This is a genomic window from Pseudomonas moraviensis subsp. stanleyae (genome assembly GCF_036283065.1).
GTDB classification, from domain to species: Bacteria; Pseudomonadota; Gammaproteobacteria; order Pseudomonadales; family Pseudomonadaceae; genus Aquipseudomonas; species Aquipseudomonas stanleyae.
The window spans coordinates 202486-222204 of record NZ_JAADJI010000002.1 but is presented as its reverse complement, the minus strand read 5'-3'; the positions used below and the strand labels follow the sequence as shown (position 1 = coordinate 222204).

The 19719-nt window shown below is 60.4% G+C and carries 18 protein-coding genes; 14 read left to right on the top strand and 4 right to left on the bottom strand.

Annotation, left to right across the window (positions count from 1 at the left end; all coding sequences use genetic code 11):
- Positions 1-28 precede the first annotated feature (28 nt).
- The 3 genes from pstA to pstS form a co-directional block, all read right to left on the bottom strand.
- Complete coding sequence (gene pstA, locus GXB78_RS03510) at positions 29-940, bottom strand: phosphate ABC transporter permease PstA (RefSeq protein ID WP_016774590.1); 912 nt, start codon at positions 938-940, stop codon at positions 29-31.
- Positions 940-1905, bottom strand: coding sequence for a phosphate ABC transporter permease subunit PstC (gene pstC, locus GXB78_RS03505; protein WP_024012838.1), 966 nt, complete (start codon positions 1903-1905; stop codon positions 940-942). The genes pstA and pstC overlap by 1 nt, the downstream gene beginning before the upstream one ends.
- Positions 1906-1979: 74 nt before the next feature.
- Positions 1980-3011: a phosphate ABC transporter substrate-binding protein PstS gene (pstS, locus tag GXB78_RS03500; RefSeq protein WP_329514257.1), complete on the bottom strand. Its 1032-nt coding sequence runs from the start codon at positions 3009-3011 to the stop codon at positions 1980-1982.
- A gap of 177 nt (positions 3012-3188) precedes the next feature.
- On the opposite strand from pstS, the gene ppk2 reads away from it, so the two are divergent.
- From ppk2 to GXB78_RS03475, 5 genes are all read left to right on the top strand, one after another.
- The gene (gene ppk2, locus GXB78_RS03495) at positions 3189-4106 is read left to right on the top strand and encodes a polyphosphate kinase 2 (RefSeq protein ID WP_329514255.1); all 918 of its coding nucleotides are present in this window, start codon (positions 3189-3191) and stop codon (positions 4104-4106) included.
- 248 nt (positions 4107-4354) lie between these two features.
- Positions 4355-5794, top strand: a complete 1440-nt coding sequence (locus tag GXB78_RS03490; protein WP_329514253.1) for an ATPase domain-containing protein — start codon at positions 4355-4357, stop codon at positions 5792-5794.
- A 23-nt stretch (positions 5795-5817) separates the two neighbouring features.
- Positions 5818-6180 (top strand): response regulator, encoded by a 363-nt coding sequence (locus tag GXB78_RS03485; protein ID WP_329514251.1) that lies wholly within the window; start codon positions 5818-5820, stop codon positions 6178-6180.
- Between the two features lie 133 nt (positions 6181-6313).
- A complete protein-coding gene (locus GXB78_RS03480; RefSeq protein ID WP_329514249.1) occupies positions 6314-7525 on the top strand; it encodes an MFS transporter in 1212 nt (403 codons plus the stop codon).
- Positions 7500-7709, top strand: a complete 210-nt coding sequence (locus GXB78_RS03475) for a hypothetical protein (protein WP_329514247.1) — start codon at positions 7500-7502, stop codon at positions 7707-7709. The genes GXB78_RS03480 and GXB78_RS03475 overlap by 26 nt, the downstream gene beginning before the upstream one ends.
- A gap of 1 nt (position 7710) precedes the next feature.
- Here the strand turns inward: GXB78_RS03475 and GXB78_RS03470 are convergent, their stop codons facing one another.
- The gene (locus tag GXB78_RS03470; protein ID WP_329514246.1) at positions 7711-8685 is read right to left on the bottom strand and encodes an NAD-dependent epimerase; all 975 of its coding nucleotides are present in this window, start codon (positions 8683-8685) and stop codon (positions 7711-7713) included.
- 684 nt (positions 8686-9369) lie between these two features.
- Here GXB78_RS03470 and rfaH point away from each other — a divergent pair.
- The 9 genes from rfaH (at position 9370) to GXB78_RS03425 (ending at position 19719) form a co-directional block, all read left to right on the top strand.
- Positions 9370-9888 (top strand): transcription/translation regulatory transformer protein RfaH, encoded by a 519-nt coding sequence (rfaH, locus tag GXB78_RS03465; protein WP_056785643.1) that lies wholly within the window; start codon positions 9370-9372, stop codon positions 9886-9888.
- Positions 9889-9939: 51 nt separating this feature from the next.
- Positions 9940-11100: an outer membrane beta-barrel protein gene (locus GXB78_RS03460; protein ID WP_329514243.1), complete on the top strand. Its 1161-nt coding sequence runs from the start codon at positions 9940-9942 to the stop codon at positions 11098-11100.
- 12 nt (positions 11101-11112) lie between these two features.
- Positions 11113-11646, top strand: a complete 534-nt coding sequence (locus GXB78_RS03455) for a polysaccharide biosynthesis/export family protein (RefSeq protein ID WP_329514241.1) — start codon at positions 11113-11115, stop codon at positions 11644-11646.
- Between the two features lie 2 nt (positions 11647-11648).
- The gene (locus tag GXB78_RS03450; protein ID WP_329514239.1) at positions 11649-13958 is read left to right on the top strand and encodes a GumC family protein; all 2310 of its coding nucleotides are present in this window, start codon (positions 11649-11651) and stop codon (positions 13956-13958) included.
- A gap of 66 nt (positions 13959-14024) precedes the next feature.
- Positions 14025-15416: an undecaprenyl-phosphate glucose phosphotransferase gene (locus GXB78_RS03445; protein WP_329514237.1), complete on the top strand. Its 1392-nt coding sequence runs from the start codon at positions 14025-14027 to the stop codon at positions 15414-15416.
- A gap of 46 nt (positions 15417-15462) precedes the next feature.
- Positions 15463-16821, top strand: coding sequence for a UDP-glucose dehydrogenase family protein (locus GXB78_RS03440; RefSeq protein WP_329514235.1), 1359 nt, complete (start codon positions 15463-15465; stop codon positions 16819-16821).
- Positions 16818-17525 carry a WecB/TagA/CpsF family glycosyltransferase gene (locus GXB78_RS03435; RefSeq protein ID WP_329514234.1) on the top strand — a complete coding sequence of 236 codons (708 nt, stop codon included), beginning with the start codon at positions 16818-16820 and terminating at the stop codon, positions 17523-17525. The genes GXB78_RS03440 and GXB78_RS03435 overlap by 4 nt, the downstream gene beginning before the upstream one ends.
- Before the next feature lie 11 nt (positions 17526-17536).
- The gene (locus tag GXB78_RS03430) at positions 17537-18616 is read left to right on the top strand and encodes a glycosyltransferase (RefSeq protein ID WP_329514233.1); all 1080 of its coding nucleotides are present in this window, start codon (positions 17537-17539) and stop codon (positions 18614-18616) included.
- The gene (locus GXB78_RS03425) at positions 18613-19719 is read left to right on the top strand and encodes a glycosyltransferase (protein ID WP_329514231.1); all 1107 of its coding nucleotides are present in this window, start codon (positions 18613-18615) and stop codon (positions 19717-19719) included. The genes GXB78_RS03430 and GXB78_RS03425 overlap by 4 nt, the downstream gene beginning before the upstream one ends.

Here is a 19719-nt window from a genome sequence, read left to right as displayed (position 1 = left end):
ATACGTTCAAAATCAGTTGCTCCCGTTCTTAATACTTGGGCTTGCCGAAAATCCGGCTGATGATGTTCACGAACAGCACGATCATCACCAGCACCAACGAGGCCGCCCATGCGAGCTCGAGCTGGTTATCGAAAGGCATGCCGGAGAAGTTGTAGATCAGCACCGCCAGCGAGGCAGTCGGGTTCATGACGTCGAGGTTGCCCTGGTGGTAGATCCAGTAATTGCTGAACAGCGCGGTAAACAACAGCGGTGCCGTCTCGCCGGCGGCACGCGCCACGGCGAGCATCACGCCAGTCAGGATCGCCGGCATGCCGGTCGGCAAGATGATTTTCCAGATCACCTGCGAGCGGGTGCAGCCCATGCCATAGGCGGCATCCTTCATGATCTTGGGCACCATCCGCATCGATTCTTCCGCGGTCAGCACCACGATCGGCAGCATCAGGACCGCCAGTGCCACGCCACCCGCCGGTGCCGAATACGTGCCGGTCGTCATCACCACCAGGGCATAGGCAAACACCCCCGCCAGGATCGACGGCAGGCCCGTGAGCATCTTCGCGGCGAAACGCGCGGCGTTGCCCAGTTTGCTGTCCGGCCCCAGCTCAGCCAGGAAGATCGCCGCCATGATCCCGACCGGCACCGCGATCGCTGCCGCGATACCGACCATTACAAAGGTACCTGCCATCGCGTTACCGAAACCGCCGCCCATCTCGAAGCCAGTCGGTGGCAATTCGGTGAAGACTTCCAGGTTCAGGCGCGCGCCACCGCGGGTGATCAGCATGTAGAGCACGGAAATCAGCGGCACGCTGGCCAGCAAAGCGCCCGCCCAGACCAGGGTAGTGAGGATCAGGCTGCGCAGCGCGCGGCCTTCGAACCTGCGTTGCAAGCTGGGCATCGCGCCTGTTGGCGCCGTCAAGTCTGTTGCTGCGGTCAGATCAGTCATCACTTGTTACCCCGTTGGGCGTACATCATGATCATCGAGCCGAAAATGTTCACGATCAGCGTAATCAACATCAGCACCAGCGCGGCATACATCAACACCTCGATCTCGTTCGGCCCGGCTTCGGGGAAGTTCAGCGCCAGCAGAGCGGCAAGCGTGTTGGCCGGTGCAAACAGCGAAAGGGAAATGTTGTTGGCGTTGCCGACCAGCATGGCCAGCGCCATCGTCTCACCCAGCGCGCGCCCCAGGCCCAGCACCAGAGAGCCGAAAATTCCGGTGGCGGCCGAAGGCACCATCACTTTCAGAATCGCTTCCCAATGGGTAGTGCCCATGCCGTACGCGGCCTGCTTGGTTTTCATCGGCACCGCCGTCAGCGCGTCCTGCGAAACGGCGGCAATGGTCGGCAGAATCATGATCGCGAGCACCAGCGCTGCGGGCAGCAGGCCCGGGCCGCTCAGGGACGTGCCGAAAAAGGGTATCCAACCCAGTTCGCTGTTCAACCAGGTGGTCAGCGGCCGAATTGCCGGAATCACCACATAAATCCCCCACAGGCCATAGACCACGCTCGGAATGGCCGCGAGCAGTTCGACGATGGTACGAAACAGAGCGGCGAGCTTGGTCGGCAGGAAATCCTGAGTCAGGAAAATCGCCATGCTGACGCCAAAAACGCCGGCGATCAGCAACGCGATGAAGGCGCTGTAAAGCGTGCCCCAGATGGCCGGCAGAATGCCGTATTTGCCTTGGTTGACGTCCCACACGCTGCCCAGCAGCACATCGAAGCCGTGCTTCTCCATACCGGGAAGTGCCTTGCGTCCGACTTCGAACACCAGCGCAAATACCAGCGCAAGAATCAGCACCACGCCGATGCGCGCCAGCGCGCGAAAAGTGCGATCAACCAGGAAATCCTTCGTCGAGGGTGGCTGGCAGGCAGAGTCGGGATTAACCGGTACGACAAAAGGTTTGTTCATGGGCTAAGTCCGGAACAGGGGGGAAACTCTCCCGGCGTGGCGCAGACGCGCACGCCGAGGGAGACCTCACGGCGTTACTGAATGTTGGCGGACGCTTTGCGAACCTGTTCGACGACCGATTGCGGCAACGGGATGTACCCCATCGAATCGGCGATCTTCTGCCCCTCGGTCAGACTGTACTCGACCATTTCACGCATGGCCTTGGCCTTGGCCGGGTTGCCATTGTCCTTGCGGAAAATCATCCAGGTATAAGAGGTGATCGGATAGGACTTGGCACCGTCCGGATCAGGCAGCCAGGCCACCAGGTTTTCCGGCATTTTCACCGCGGCCAGGGCCTCGGCACCGCTTTCGGCGTTTGGCACGACGTAATTGCCAGCCTTGTTCTGCAACTGGGCAAAGTCGACCTTGGCGAGCTTGGCGAAGCCGTATTCGATGTAACCGATCGCGCCAGGGGTCTGGCGCACGGTCGCCGTTACGCCATCGTTTTTCGGCGATTTGATGAACTTGTCACTGGCCGGCCAGTTGACGGTGTTGCCCTCGCCCAGCGCCTGCTTGAACTCGGCGTTGACGGTTGCCAGATGCTTGGTGAATACCGCAGTCGTACCACTGGAGTCTGCACGCACGACAACCGTGATCGGCGTATCGGACAGTTTCAGGTCCGGGTTGGCAGCGACGATCTGCGGATCGTTCCAGCGCGTGATCTTGCCCAGGAAGATGTTGGAGTAGACGTCGCGTGGCAGCTTCAGCCCCTTGGGATTGCCCGGCAGGTTATAGGCCAGCACGATTTCCCCGGCAGTCATCGGCAGCAACTGCACGCCTTCGGCGACCTTGGCGATATCTTCGTCTTTCATTGCCGAGTCACTGGCAGCGAAATCTACGGTTTTGTTCAAGAAGTCCTGTACGCCCGCGCCGCTGCCCTTGGATTGGTAATCCACAGTGACGCCATCGGATTTCTTGCTGAAATCCTTGAACCAGGTGAGGTAGATCGGCGCCGGGAAACTTGCTCCTGACCCCGTAAGGCGAACATTTTCTGCTGCAAAGGAGGCCGAGGTGGCACAAAGAGATACCGCAATGGCGAGCGCAGCAGACTTCATCGAACGTTTCATTAAATGACACCTAGTGATTACGGGCTCCCGAACTCTGCAGCAGTTTTGTGACGTTTTCATGAAAGCGACGTGGCAAACGGTATCCTCCTGCCCCGCCGCAGCGGCGCACAGGGGATGTAATGGGTTCGTAACAAATTGTGCCTAACACTTTGCCATCCTCACCGCGCGAGCCCTGCCATGTTCCCTACAGACGACACGCTGATACAGCGCATCCACCGTGAGTTGCTTGATCACAGTGACGAAGAGCTGGAACTTGAATTATCCGAAGACGGCCATGACTTCAACGCATTGTTCGATGAGCATGTGCAGCAGGGTTCCGAGAAGGATGCGCGAAGGACTTACTTCAGCGAACTGTTCCGTCTGCAAGGCGAACTGGTAAAGCTGCAGAGCTGGGTGGTCAAGACCGGCCACAAAGTGGTGATCCTGTTCGAGGGACGGGACGCCGCTGGTAAAGGCGGTGTCATCAAACGCATCACCCAACGCCTGAATCCCAGGGTCTGCAGGGTCGCCGCCCTACCCGCCCCCAACGACCGCGAACGCACTCAGTGGTACTTCCAGCGCTACGTCTCGCACTTACCGGCGGCGGGTGAAATCGTGTTGTTCGACCGTAGCTGGTACAACCGCGCGGGTGTGGAACAAGTGATGGGGTTCTGCAATGAATACCAGTACGAGGAATTCTTTCGTACGGTACCGGAATTCGAACGCATGCTCGCCCGCTCCGGCATCCAGCTGATCAAATACTGGTTCTCCATTTCCGACCAGGAACAGCACCTGCGTTTTCTCAGCCGTATCCATGACCCGCTCAAGCAGTGGAAACTCAGCCCCATGGATCTGGAGTCCCGCAGGCGTTGGGAAGCCTATACCAAGGCCAAGGAAATCATGCTTGAACGCACGCACATCGCCGAAGCGCCGTGGTGGGTGGTACAAGCTGACGATAAAAAGAAAGCCCGGCTCAACTGCATCCATCACCTGCTCGGGCAGATGCCGTACGAAGAGGTGGAAATGCCGGTAATCGAACTGCCGCAACGCGTCAGGCAGGAAGACTATTCGCGCATTCCCACACCGCCGGAACTCATCGTGCCTCAGGTCTATTAGGCCTGGCCCAAACGAGCACTGGAACGACAAAGCCCCGGTTATTCGGGGCTTTGTCGTTTCCGGGATCGGAAAAGCGAATCTTCCTGTGCGGCGGGTGTCCCTACTCCCTGATCCCGAGCAATCGCTCGTCAGGCTCACGTCGCAAAAACGCTACTTTCCCTCAACCTTAATGGCCCTCAACCGGAAATGGCGTTAGCATTTAAACCATTCGGCTGAACAAGCCAGTTTATTCAGATCAGGGTCGCATTGTGGAAAAGCTAAAACGCCTTCAAAGCGGGATCGAAGGACTCGACGCGCTGCTTCAGGGGGGCTTTGTCGCCGGCGCTTCATACATCATTCAAGGGCGCCCGGGTTCCGGCAAGACCATCCTTGCCAATCAGCTCGGGTTTCATCATGCCCGTAACGGCGGTCGTGTTCTGGTCGCCACGTTGCTGGCCGAATCCCACGACCGGCTGTTTCAGTTTCTGTCGACCATGAGCTTCTTCGACGCCTCGCGTGTTGGCGCCGAAATACAGTTTGTCAGCGCATTCGACACGCTGGAAAACGAAGGCCTCGATGAGGTGGTGAAGCTGCTTCGCCGCGAAATTACCCGCCAGAAGGCGACCGTCATGGTCGTTGACGGCCTGCTCAATGCACGGTCCAAAGCCGATTCGCCGATCGACACGAAAAAATTCATCTCAGAACTGCAAGGCCATGCGGCGTTTGCCGGTTGCACCGTGCTGTTTCTCACCAGCTCGCGCCTGGATGACGGCAGCCCCGAGCACACCATGGTCGACGGCGTCATCGAAATGGGCGAAGAGCTGTTCGGTACCCGCTCGGTGCGCCGGATTCATTTGCGCAAGACCCGCGGCAGCGGCGCGTTGACCGGTGTCCACGAATGTGAAATCACCGATAACGGCCTGGTGATCTATCCGCGCCTCGAAACGCTGTACAAACGCCCGTCCGCCCCGGACAGCGCGGACATGACGCGCATCCCAAGCGGCATTGCCTCGTTGGACGACATCCTCGGCGGCGGCTTGCACAGTTCCAGCGTCACGCTGGTCATGGGTCCTTCCGGGATCGGCAAGACCACCCTGGGTCTGAAGTTCATCGCACAGTCGACGCCCGAAGCGCCGGGCCTGCATTTCGGTTTCTATGAAAGCCCGCAGCGGCTGCGGCTCAAAGGCCGTTCGCTGGGCATCGATATTGAACAAATGGAACACAGCGGTGCGCTGAGCATTGCCTGGCAGCCCACCACCGAAGGCTTGCTGGACGGCCTCGGCGCACGCCTGTTGAGCCTGGTCGATGAAAAAGGCATCAAGCGCCTGTTCATCGATAGCCTCAGCGGCATGACGCGGGTTTCAACCACCCCGGAACGCATCACCGACTTTTTCAGTGCACTGATGAACGAGCTGCGATCCAGAGGCGTCACGGTGTTCGCCTCCTGGGAAATGCGCGATTTGTTCGGTTCCGAAATCAGCGCACCGACCTCCGACCTGTCCAGTATTGTCGACAACCTGATGCTCATGCGGTTCTTTGAAAATCACGCTGAACTTCACAGGACGCTTTCCATTCTCAAGATACGTGATAGCTCCTACAACCCGTCGCGGTTCGAGGTGGTTATCCGTGATCAAGATGTGTTCCTGGAAAAGGCTTTGAAAAATGAACCTTCAGTCGCAGCTGAGTCATTGCCTGGTTCAATTTCGTAAGCCTTCAAGCGGGTTGAAATAACATGACCACCATTCTGGTAGTCGACGACGAATATCTGATTGCTGACATTCTTGGCTTTGCGCTTGAGGACGAAGGCTTCATGACGGTCACCGCGAGCAACGGCAAGAAGGCTCTCGAAGTGCTGGAAAGAGAACGTCCGGCCCTGGTCATTACCGACTTCATGATGCCGGTCATGGACGGCCTCGAATTCGCCGAAGCCGTGCGTGCCCAGCCCTCCGTCAAACATCTGCCGATCATTCTCATGAGTGGCGCGCAAGCGCACATCGGCATGCAGCGCTCGGATCTGTTTGATGTGGTGGTGCCCAAGCCTTTTGATATTGCGGTGATTGTGGGTGAGGTGAAGAAGCTGTTGGCGACGGAATAGTCCGTCGTTAAAGCAAGCCGCCTACAGCCTCCTCGCCGACACTCCACGGGTATTCACGCCACTCGTTCTGGAAGAATTCGAAGTAGACTCGAATTCGGACTCAAGTGCTTGCGATCCGAACAAGGAGTTCATCTTGCGCAAGGATTACCTGGCTTTCTTCATCTCCCTTTTCCTCTCTCGACTCGCCGATCAGATCCTGCTGTTCATTGTGCCGCTGGTGGTCTTCCAGACCACCAATAGCGCGTCCTGGGCCGGGCTGGCGTTTTTCGTCGAATCGCTTCCACGCTTTCTGGCATTTCCGGTCTGCGGTGCACTGTGCGACAAGTTTTCGCCGATCCGAATCCTGCACATCAGCCAGGTTTACCGAGCCGTGCTCTGTCTGCTGGCGGTAGGTTTGTATGCTTTGTTCGGCGGCATTACCTGGGTGGTTGTCCTCTCGGCGGTCTGCGGGGTTCTCACCACACAAGGCATCATGGCCCGTGAGGTGCTGATGCCCTATATCTTCAAACACTACAGCTACACCAAGACATTGTCCTATTCGCAAATTGCCGATCAGACCGGCCTGGTGCTCGGGCCACTGGTCGCTGCCTTGCTGTTGGAAATCTGGGCTTGGCACTGGGTGGTGCTGTGGGTCGCAGGACTATTTCTGCTGGCCGACCTGAGCATGCTGGCATGGCAACGCCTCAGCCGGATCACGCTGGAAACCTTCGAACAGCATCAGGACATCTGGCTCCAACCGTTACGCATTGCGTTTGGGCATATACGTGAGCTGGCGGCTCTGAGGAAAATCATCATGCTCGCAGTCGGCGTCAATCTGATTGTCGGCGTCACGTTGGCGACCTCCGCCGCGATGGTGTTGGGTCAATACAGCGCGGGAAAAGATGCGTACGCCGGGCTGCAAGCCGCCGGTGCAGTGACGACTATCATCATCTTGTTTTTCCTCGCCCGGGTCGAGTTGCCGCAGCGGGTACTTGGCGGCGTTGCCTATACGATGATCGCCGTCGGCGCGCTGATCAGCGCCCTCAGTCCGCACCTGAGCGGCTATGTGCTGGGTTTTCTGTTGATCGTCGGCTTCGACAAGATGTTCAACATCTACATGCGCAGCATTCGCCAACGTGTGATTCCCCCCAAGGACTTCGGCAAGACCGTGGGCGTGATTACCTTACTCAATAATCTGTCGCAGCCTCTGGCAGGTTTGCTGGTGGCGTTGTTTGCCACAGCGTTGGGCACACAAGGCGTTATCCTCGTTCTCGCTGTGCTGACTATATTGCTCGGCGCCTTGGCGGTATGGTGGTTTGCCGCCAGCCGAGAAACCCAGAATGTCGAAAAAACCACCAGCCCCTGACAGCACCGCCAGCGCAGCCGACATCGAACGCGCCATTCTAGCCTTGAACAAAATGGCCGAACGCCTGTGGGGCGACGGTCGTGAAGCCGAGGCCAAGGCGCTGCTCGATGCACTGGATGCGCTGAACCGCGCCCTCGACCGGATCCGCATTGGTGAAAGTCGCAGGGCCGTCACCCTGCACTGAATCAGAGCTGATAGAACTCGCGGTACCACTGCACAAACGCCCGCACGCCCTGCTCGATCGGCACCTGCGGGCTGAAGTCGATGCAGCGTGCCAACGCCGACACGTCGGCCCAGGTTTTCAATACGTCGCCCTCCTGCATCGGCAGATAACGGCGCTGCGCCTTGATGCCCAGTGCCTGCTCCAGACATTCGACGAAGCTCATCAACGCCACTGGACTACCCCGGCCGATATTGAACAAACAATTGGTGCCACGCTCGCCGCTGGGTCCGGGCGGTTTGTCGAGCAGGCGGAAAATCGCTTCGACGATGTCATCGATATAAGTGAAATCCCGCGCCATTTCCCCCTGGTTGTAGATGTCGATGGCGCGCCCTTGCAGCATCGCTTCGGTGAATTTGAACAGCGCCATGTCCGGTCGCCCCCATGGCCCATACACGGTAAAGAAACGCAGGCCGGTGGCTTGCAAGCCGTAGAGATGGCAGTAACTGTGCGCGAGCAATTCGTTGGCGCGTTTAGTTGCTGCGTACAAAGAAACCGGCTGATCGACCTGGTCATCTTCTGCAAACGGCATCCTGGTATTGGCGCCGTACACCGAGCTGCTCGAGGCGTAGATCAAGTGCTCCGGCGGATGACCACGGCATGCTTCCAACAGGTTGAGAAACCCGACCAGATTCGATTGCGCATAAGCATCAGGATTGTCCAGCGAGTAACGCACACCAGCCTGCGCGGCGAGGTGAATGACCTGTTTGAATCGGCTTTGTTCGAACAGCGCGGTCAACGCCGGCTGATCGACGATGTCCAGCCGCTGGAAAGTGAAATTGGGCAGCGTTTGCAATCTGTGCAACCGCGCTTGTTTGAGTTTGACGTCGTAGTAAGGATTGAGATCGTCGACACCCACAACCTCGAGTCCTTCGCGACATAAACGCATGACCGTGTGATAACCGATAAAGCCCGCTGCGCCCGTTACCAGAACACTCATGATCGCCTCGGCCCATCGGTTTGACTTTAAGCGGAAACCCGCCGCCGAACATTCTGCCCGCAAATTCGGCAACTATTCATAGACGACCTTAGTTGCCGAGGCCAGCGGCATCCGACGCAAGGCATTTAAAAGGCGAACTTCTTACGAACCGAAAGATGTAAGATTGAAACTAATTTGCTATCACACACGCCATCTAAACTAGACGACTTCAATAACTTCGAAAAGTTTAAAAAATCCGACGAATAGATTTCACCCTTATTAACCAATGACTTACAAAACATGGCCATCATCAGCGGATGAAAGGCAGTCTTTTTGACTGTTATTAATTGACAGCTTGCGAAGACTGGCCGATAACTAATCACTGCCCGAAGCGCCGGCGCCCCTGCGCACTTTACGACCCTCGGGTTAGTTATGAAATTGGATCCTGAAGGTCGCAACTGCGAACCGTGCGGTAGCTTTGCTTAAACAAAAGCGCGGACTCGTTATAGCCAAGACGACCACGGATATAACAATAACTCAGCCAAGTTGATTCATTTTTGAAACACTTCTTCTGCCAATAAACATTGATGCATCTGGCTCGGCACTTTGCCTTGATCAGCCTACTACCTACTAGCAAGCATGACGGCTCGTCCCACGTTATCGGCCGCCGTGCTTAAACGATCGCTATGTATGGAGTACTCCAGCATGCTAACGGTTTGCCGCAACGGTTCTAACTGGTATTTATTGCAGTGCAAGCCCCGCCAGGATGAACGGGCACAACTCAATCTGCAGCAACAGAACTATTCGACCTTTCGGCCGCAGCTGATGAGTGAGCGCAGTATTCGTGGCAAACGCCAACGAACCCTGGAATCGCTGTTCCCCGGCTACGTGTTCATTCAGTTGAGCCGCGACGATAACTGGGCGCCGATTCGCTCGACCCGCGGTGTCAGCCGCATCGTCGAATTCAACCATGTGCCGGCCCGGGTCGATGAAGACGTGATCGCGCAATTGCGTGAACGCAGCCAGGAGTCGATCGGCTTTCCTGCCGAGCCGACGCTCAAGCCCGGCGAACCTCTGCAAATCGTCCAGGGCCCACTGTCCCCGCTCGAAGGCGTGTTCCTGTCCATGCAGGGCGATGAGCGGGTGATGATCCTGCTCAATTTCCTCAACCGCCAACAGCACGTCAGCGTCCCGCTGAGTTACCTCGAACGCCAGCGACAATAGTCCGGATCCGCTTCGCCCTGACACCGACCCCCTTAATCAGGAGCGTGATCCATGGCTCTGAAGCCTCGCTGTTCCCTGGTTTTAGTCGTCGCCTGCTGCGCACCCGAAGCTGCCTGGAGCGTCGAGCCGCAAGCGATCAATGTCTACGGCTTCGATTTCACCCCGACTTTCGCCCTGTCGGAAAGCTACGACGACAACTTTCGTGAAGTCGAACATGACGTCGAGTCAACCATGGTCACCCGCCTGGCGCCGGCCTTCGAGCTCAAGGCCGAGGACCGCAACAGCGCTACGCGGGTGATCTGGGAGCCGACCCGCTACATCTATCACAGCGCCTCTGACGCTTCGAACACCGCCCAGCGGCTGCGCGCCGACAGCATCATGGAGTTCACCGACAGGCATCGGCTGAAGCTCGAAGCCGAGGCGCGCAAATACGAGCGCACCACCTCGACCGCCGTCGACGGCATCAACGACAAGATCGACAGCAAGCGCGTCGGCGGCGTGTACACCTTCGGTGCACGCAGTGCGCTGAACCAGATCGACCTCGGCGCCAGCTACGCACAACTGCGCTACGACAACGCCGATGGCATCAACGATGACAAGGAGCGCGACACCAGCAACCTCACCACCACCTGGTATCACCGCCTCGGCAGCAAGACCCGTGGCCTGCTCGAATACGACCACACCCGTTTCGATTACCTGCAATCGAACAGCCCGCGCAGCAGTCGCTCCGATGCGGTGCTGGCCGGGGCCGAATGGGACATGACGGCGAAAACCACCGGCAAATTGCGCGTCGGTTACGAGCGCAAGAACTTCGACCAGAGCGGTTCCGACGATCTGAGCAACCCGACCTGGCAAGTGGATCTGGCGTGGAAACCGCGCACCTACTCGACCTTCACCTTTCTCGCCCGCCAGGCCATGGCCGAGGGCGACGACGGCTCCGACGCGGTGAAAGCCACCTTCACTCAGGTCGGCTGGCGCCACGGCTGGACCGAGCGCATCACCAGCGTTGCCGAGGTCGGCATGGGCCATTACGTCTACGAAGGCCAGGACCGCAACGACGATCTGCAGGACTACAAACTCGGCGTGATTTACGAAATGCGCCGCTGGCTGGACGTCGAACTCGCCTATCGCCACCGCGACAACGACTCCGATGCCGACAACGAGAGCTTCACCCGCAATGTGTTCCAGATCACTTTCGACGTCAGTCTGTAGGAGGGTTGGGCCATGCACACGCGCCTGATTTTATTGTTGCTGCTGCTCTGGACAGTGCCCACGGTCGAGGCGGCGGACAGCAACACCGATTACCGCCTGGCCGCCGGCGATGTCTTGCGCATCACCGTGTTCGGCGAGCCGGAACTGAGTTTCAAGAAGATTCGCCTCAATGACGCCGGCACCTTCTCCTACCCGTTTCTCGGCGAAATCGTCGCCAAGGGCCTGACGCCCAATCAGGTCGAACAGAAGATCGTCGACGGCCTCAAGCAAGGCTACCTGGTCGATCCAAAAGTCAGCCTCAGCCAGATCGAATACCGACCCTTCTATATCAATGGCGAAGTGCAGAAGCCCGGCAGTTATCCCTTCCAGCCCGGACTCACCCTGGAAAAAGCCATCGCCCTGGGTGGCGGCCTGACCGAACGCGCCTCAATGAAACGCGTGACGATTCTGCGCGGCAGTGGCGGCCCGCCGGTCACTGAAAACATTTCGCGCACCACCGTCATCGCCCCCGGCGACACCATTTCCATTGCACAAGGCTTTTTCTGATCATGGACAACAGCCCAAGCACCTACCTCGAACGTCCGCTCCAGGCCCACTCGCAAACGCAAGCGGCAGATGAGTCGGACACCCTTGATCTGCTGCACCTGTGGCGCGTGGTCTGGTCGGCGAAGTGGAACATCGCCTGGCTGGTGCTGCTCAGTTGCGCGCTGGCCGTGGCGGTGTTGTCGTTCATCACGCCGCAGTACGTCGGCAGTGCGACGTTGCTGATCAAGGACAAGACGCCGCCAGTCATGAGTTTTCAGCAAGCCGCCGAATCCGGCGGCGCCACCACCACCGATTATTTGCAGACCCAGCAAGCCCTGCTGCAATCGCGGGAGCTGGCCGAGCGTGCTGTGCGCAAACTCGGCCTGACCACCAACCCGATCACCGATCCCCGCCAGCAGGCGCAGAGCTGGTTCACCCCGCGCCAGTGGCTGGCGGAGCTCAACCGCGATCAATGGCTGCCATGGCTGGATCTGCTGCCGCCGCCCAAGCCGCCAGCAACTGAAGAGCAGGTGTTCAACGACGTCACGCAAAACCTGATGCTGCACACCAGCGTCAAGTTTGTCGGCAAGAGTCAGTTGCTCGAAATCGAAGTCGAGTTGCCCGACCCGGCTCTCGCTGCGGCGGTGGCCAACGCCCTCGCCCAGGGTTTCATCGACAGCCAGCAGGACACCAGTCTGAAGTCCTCGCAAAACAACACCAGTTGGATGAACACCCGCCTGGTCGAGTTGCGCGACAACCTGCGCGTGGCCGAAAACAAGTTGCAGGGGTATCGCGAAGAACAGGGCCTGGTCGATGTCGACGGTGTCGCGACGATCAGTGCCAATGAGCTGCAAATGACCGGCAACCGCATGATCGATGCGCGACGCGATCGCGCCGAAGCCGAGAGCCAGTTCCGTCAGGCGCAATCCTTGAGCAACGGCGACATCAGTCGTTTGTCGAGTGTGCCGGCGGTGTTGAGCAACCCGCTGATTCAGCAGTTCCAGGCCGATCTGGCCAAGGCCCAGGCCAAAGTCGAAGAGTTGTCGGGGCGCTACGGGCCCAAGCATCCGGCGCTGATTTCCGCCCGCTCCGAACAACGTACGGCGGCCAACAGCCTGCGTCTGCAAGTGCAGCAGGTGGTTGCCGGCATTGAACGTCAGTATCAACTGGCGGTGGCCAGCGAAGACGCCCTGCGCAAATCGTTCAACAGCAACAAGGCGCAAATTCAGGACATTTCGCGCAAGGAATTCCAGCTCCGTGAATTCCAGCGTGAAGTCGACAGCACCCGCGCGCTGTACGAAACCTTCGTCACTCGCCTCAAGGAAACCGCTGCCACTTCGGATATGGATTCGGCCAAGGCGCGCATCGTCGACCCGGCGATCGCGCCCCTGGAAGCCAGCAAACCGCGCAAGGACCTGATCCTTGCGATTGTCGCGCTGGTCGCTGCGGTGGTCGGCGTCGCCCTCGCCTTCCTCTTCGACACGCTGAGCAACACGTTCAAGACCGACGACACCGTCGAGAGCCTGCTCAATGTGCCGCTGCTCAGCGTGGTGCCGCTGGTGATGAAAAAGAGCCGGCGGCAGTTGGCGCGGCTGTTCGAGGACAACGACCACCCGCGATTCTGCGAAACCATCCGCAACCTGCGCACCTGGCTGATGCTGCAAAACAATGAACGCCCGGCGCAGGTGGTGCTGGTGACGTCCTCGGTGTCCGGCGAAGGCAAGAGCACCATCGCCAACAATCTCGCTTCGTCGCTGGCACCACTGGAACGGGTGCTGCTGATCGATGCCGACATGCGGCAGCCGACGCTGTCGCTGAACTTCGATTTCCCGCCAGAGAGCCCCGGCCTCGCCAACCTCATGGCCGGCACCGCGCGACTGGAAGACTGCATCCGCAGCGTCGGCAATCTCGACATGCTTCCGGCCGGCTGCCTGGCGCCGTCGATGCTGGATCCGTTCGACGCACCACGACTGAAAGCCTCGAGCAGTTCGAGCAACGCCGTGGCCCCCGCGCAGGATCTGCTCAGTTCGCCACGCCTCGGCCGGTTGTTGCAGATTCTCAAGTCGCGCTACCGGCACATCATCATCGATTCGCCGCCGGCGGAAATCGTCAGTGACGCGCTGTTGCTGGCGCAGCATTCCGACGCGGTGATCTACGTGGTCAAGGCGCAGAGCACGCCGGTCGGCCAGGTGCGCAAAAGCATTGCCGTGTTGCAGCAGAGCCAGGCGCCCGTATTCGGCGTGGTGCTCAATCAGGTCGATCTGCGCAAGGCGCGCAAGTACGGCCATGGCCATTCCCGTTCCTTCTACGACTACGACTTCGCCCCGCGCTGATCCTCCGGGCCGTGCCGCCCGGCAGCAGCCATCCCTTCCCTGTTCGATGAATCGGAGATCGTGCCGATGACCTCGCAATATTCCGCGCAAATGGCACAGCGTCGCGGCCTCACTTTCTGGGGGCAATGGTTGTGCGCAATGACCCTGGTCAACCTGTTGCTGATCGTGCTGGTGCAGTTGCGCATCGGCGCCTTGCCCAGTGAATACCGGCTGCTGATCATTCTCACCGTGCTTGGCTCGATGCCGGTCTACAGCCTCGTCCAGGTCTATCACAAACGCCATGGCCTGCTGGTCGGGCTCGGACGCTTGCTCGCTGGCTGGCTGATTCTGCTCGGGCTGCTGATGAGCATCGCCTTCGTCACCCAGACCAGCGCGTTGTTCTCGCGGCAGGTGGTGATTGTCTGGGCCGTGGTGGGTTTTCTGGCTCAGGCGGCGACGTTTCTGCCGCTGCATCTGTTCGTGCGCATGTACACCAAGATGATCTGCAACGAGCGCCGCGCGGTGATCATCGGCACTTGCCCGACCGCCCATGAGCTGGCGCGCAAACTCCTCGACCCGGATCGCGCGCTGCTGCTCGGTTTCGTCGCGGCAAAGGCCGATAGCGGCCCGGCGCCGAGCATTCTGCCGCTGCTGGGCGAGGTTGAGGACATTCGCGAGATCATCACGCGGTTGCAGGCGCGGCGCGTATACATCGTGCTGCCGATGGCCGAGGCGGCGACCATCGAAGCGTTGTACATCAACCTGCTCGACATGAATGTCGATGTGGTGTGGATTCCGGATCTGGGCAGCATGGTCCTGCTCAATCATTCGATCTCCGAGATCGAGCGGATGCCGGCGATCTACCTCAACGAAAGCCTGCTCACCTCGCACCCCGGCAGCCTGTTCTGCAAGGACCTGTTCGAACGCAGCGTGGCGGCGATGGCGCTGATTCTGCTCAGCCCGCTGCTGCTCGGCGTGGCCATCGCGGTCAAGCTGACGTCGCCGGGGCCGGTGCTGTTCAAGCAGAACCGCCATGGCTGCGACGGCGAAGTAATCCGCGTTTGGAAGTTTCGCTCGATGCGCGTGCACGACGATCAGCAAGTGCGTCAGGCCACCCGCGACGATGACCGCGTCACGCCCCTGGGACGCTTTCTGCGGCGCAGCTCCATCGATGAGCTGCCGCAACTGTTCAACGTGCTGTTCGGGCATATGGCGCTGGTCGGCCCGCGCCCGCACGCCGTCACGCACAACATCTATTACACCGGCAAGGTGCGCGCCTACATGGCACGGCATCGGCTCAAGCCTGGCATCACCGGCCTGGCGCAGATCACCGGGCACCGCGGCGAAACCGAGACCGTGGAAAAGATGCAGCGCCGGGTCGCCCAGGACCTCAATTACATCAATCAATGGTCGCTGTGGCTGGACATCAAGATCCTCCTGAAGACGCCCTTCACCCTGTTCTCGAAAAACATCTACTGACAGCGGCCAGCACACTGGCCCACCCCACCGCGCATGAGGTTTTCCCATGAATGTGAGTGTATTCGGTATCGGTTATGTCGGACTGGTCCAGGGCGCCGCGCTGGCCGAGGTCGGCCACAACGTACTGTGTGTGGATGTCGACGCGGCCAAGGTGCAGGCCTTGAACGACGGCAGCCTGCCCATTTACGAACCGGGGCTGAAAAGCCTGGTGCGGGAAAATCATCACAGCGGTCGCCTGCAATTCGGCAGTGATCTGGCTGCTGCGGTAAAGCACGGCGACGTGTTGTTGATCGCCGTTGGCACGCCGCCGGACGAGGACGGTTCGGCGGATCTCAAACATGTGCTGAGCGTCGCCCGCACCATCGGCGAACACCTGCGCGGCGAGCAGATCATCGTCGACAAATCCACGGTGCCGGTGGGCACGGCGGACCGGGTGCGCGAATGCATCAACGCCATCCTCGCCGAAAGCGGTCGCGCTGGGCTGACCTTCGATGTGGTGTCCAACCCGGAATTTCTCAAGGAAGGCTGTGCGGTCGACGATTGCATGCGCCCCGACCGGATCATCATCGGCACCGACAGCCCGCGCGCCGAAGCGCTGATGCGTGAGCTGTACGAACCGTTCAACCGCAACCGCGAAAAAATCATCGTCATGGATGTGCGCAGCGCCGAACTGACAAAGTACGCGGCCAACTGCATGCTGGCGACCAAGATCAGTTTCATGAACGAAATGGCCGGGCTCGCGGAAAAGCTCGGCGCCGATATCGAAATGGTCCGCCATGGCATCGGCTCGGATCCGCGCATCGGCTACCAGTTCATCTATCCCGGCATCGGTTACGGCGGTTCGTGTTTTCCCAAGGATGTGCGGGCGCTGATCCATGCCGCCCACGGCGTTGACATCGATGCGCGCCTGCTTCGCGCGGTCGAGTCGCGCAACAACGAGCAGAAAAGCACGCTGTTCCACAAGATCGCCGATCACTTCAACGGTGCGCTGGAAGGCAAGACCTTCGCGCTGTGGGGCCTGAGTTTCAAGCCCAACACCGACGACATGCGCGAAGCCCCCAGCCGCGTGTTGATGGAGGCGTTGTGGCGGGCCGGCGCCAGCGTGCAGGCGTTCGACCCGAAAGCCATGGAACAGGCCCAGCAGCTTTACGGCCCGCGCGACGACCTGACCTTGGCCGGGACCAAAGAGGCGGCGCTGAAAAATGCCGATGCACTGGTGATCGTCACCGAGTGGCAAGCGTTTCGCGCGCCGGACTTCGAACTGCTCGCGCGGCAACTGAAAAATCCGCTGATCTTCGATGGCCGCAACCTGTTCGATCCGCAACGCCTCAGCGCGCGCGGCTTCACCTACATCAGTGTTGGCCGACCGACCTGCGCCGCCGAAGCACAGGATCTCGCATCATGATCCGCCTCGAGCTGCTCGACCGTTACTCGCCGGCGCTGCTGGAATCGAACCGGGCGTTTTCCTTTCTCAACTTCGCCTCGATCGGCAGTTTCATCCGCCAGCCGCCGCCGTCGCTGGCGTATTTCTGCGACGGCATGCTGATGTCCGGATTCATGTCGCGCATCACCGGGCGCGCGGTGGAACGGGTCAGTTTCGATTTCACCTCGATCGCCGACCCGGTGTTGCGTGAATCCGAGCAGCGCGGCAAACGTGTCTATGTGGTGGGCGCGCGGCAGGCGGAGCTTGATCGTTTCGTCGAAAAACTCGGCACGCAGTACCCGCGCCTGCAATTGGTCGGCGCGCACAACGGTTACTTCGACGCCGAGCAAGGCGCGGCGCTGCAGGCTGACATCCGCCGGCAGCGGACCAATCTGCTGCTGGTCGGCCTCGGCGCCGGTCTGCAAGAGCGCTTTGTCCTCGATGCTTTGCGCGGTGGCTTCCGGGGCGTGGCGTTCACCTGCGGCGGTTTCATTCGTCAGGAGGCCAATGCCAGCGAGCGCTACTACCCCGACGCGATCAACCGCCTGCACCTGCGCGCCTTCTACCGCATGTACCGCGAGCCGCACACGATCAAGCGTTACCTGCTCGACTACCCGAGCAATGCCCTGCGCCTGACCGAACTGATTCTGCGCCAGCAAGTGGCGATCAATGTCACCGCCCCATGAGGATTGTGCCGATGCATATTCTGTTCACGCTCAAGGATTACCAGACTGGCGGCGGCGTCGAGTGCGTGCAGCAACGCCTCGCCGAGCAATTCCTGGCGGACGGTCGGCGGGTGAGTTTTTTTGTCATGAACGGCGACTCGCCCAATGTCGACGGCGCGCCGAGCATTGCCGGTGGCGGTGGCGGCCTCGCTGGCTGGCTGAAGTCGATCGTGCTGCTGCGCCGGTTGATTCGCCGCGAAGGCGTGACGCATCTGATCGGCGCCAAGGAGCAGGCCAATCTCTGCACCTGGTTCGCCACGTTGGGCAGCGCCTGCAAAGTCATTTACAGCCGCCACGCCGCGCTGGACTGCGCCGAACAGAACACCGGGCGCGCCAGCCTGCGCCTGTTGTACGCGCTGTACCTGTGCGGCAGCGGCAAGGTGGTCGCGGTGTCCCACGGTTTGCGCCAGTCGCTTGCCGGGTTGATGCCCTGGGGCCAGCCGCGCATTCGTTATTGCCCGAACGCGGTGATCAGCGAGCAACTGCTGCGCGCGGCACAAGCGCCGCTGCCCGGTGGTGTGCCCCATCATTACTGGTTGGGGGTCGGCCGACTGGTGGAAACCAAGGGCTTCGATCTGCTGCTCGAAGCCTATGCACTGGCGACGCAACAACGGACGTTGCCGTATCTGGTAATTGCCGGCGACGGGCCGTTGCGCGCGCAGCTTGAAGAGCAGGCGCAACGGCTGGGTATTGAACGTCTGGTGCATTTTACCGGGCATCTGCGCAATCCCTATCCGCTGATCCGCCATGCGCAGTTGCTGGTGCTCAGCTCATTGCACGAAGGCTTGCCAACGGTGCTGGTCGAGGCGCTGGCGCTGGGCACTGCGGTAATTTCCACCGATTGCGGCAGCGGTCCGCGCGAGTTGCTCGACGACGGCCGCCTCGGGCGCCTGGTCAAAGTCAACGATGTGCCGGCCCTGGCCGAGGCGCTGCTCGACAGTCTGGCCAGCCGTGAACCGGCTGCGCCGGCTCGACGTTCAGTCAGCGAAGCGATCCGGCCCTATACCAGCCAGTACGCCGCGCAGGCCTATTACCAGGTGTGGAACCGATGAAAAAACTGCTGATCATCCTCCAGGATCTCGGCGCCGGCGGCGCGGAAAAAATGATGGTGCGCCTCGCCGGTGCCTTGGTCGAGGCCGGCAACGAAGTCACGCTGCTGATGCTCACCGGCGCCGGCATCAATCAGACCGCACTCGATCCACGGGTCCGGCAAGTACTGCTCGACAGTCCGCGCAGCGCCGCGGCTGTGCCGGCGCTGACGCGGTTTTTGCGCAGCAATCAGTACGACGCGCAACTGGCCGCCCTCACCCACGTCAACGTCGTGGCAATTGCCGCCGCCGCGCTGTCCGGCACGCTGGCGCGGCTGCATGTCAGCGAGCGCAATGCGTTCTCGCGGGACAAGCATGTCAACCCGGCGCTGTCGGTCAAGCTCGCCTACTGGCTGGCGCCGTGGCTGTACCGGCTGATTCCCAACCCGGTGATCTGCGTGTCACAAGGCGTCGCCGAGGATCTGGTCGACACCACTATCGCCCGCCCGCGCGACGTGACTACCGCCGACAACCCGGTGCTCGACAACGATTTTCGCGACAAACCTGCCGCCGCCCCCAGCCATCCCTGGCTGAAGGACAAAACCACGCCGGTGATCGTCGCCGTGGGTCGGCTGGCCCAGCAGAAAGGTTTCGACACCTTGCTCGACGCCTTCGCGCGCCTGCCACAACACGATGCGCGGCTGATCATCTTCGGCGAGGGCGCCCTGCGCGGCGAACTGCTGGCCCAAGCGAGTGCGCTCGGCATTGCACAGCGTTGCGATCTGCCGGGATACGCCAGTGATCCGATCGCCGAGATCGCCCGTGCGGATTGTTTCGTCCTGTCGTCGCGTTTCGAAGGCAGCCCCAACGCCCTGGTCGAAGCCTTGTCGACCGGTACGCCGGTCGTGGCGACGCGCTGCCCGTATGGCCCGCAGGAAATCCTCGGCGATGGCGCCGTCGCGCCCTTGGTCGAGGTTGACGATCCGGCCGCCCTCGCCGCCGCGATCAGCGCACAAATGTCCGCGCCGCGCGCCCTGCATCGCCAGCGCCGCATCGATGCTGCCGCGCGTTTTGTCAGCGCTCGCGCGGTGCAGACCTACCTCAGGGCGTTACTCGGGAGGCGCTGA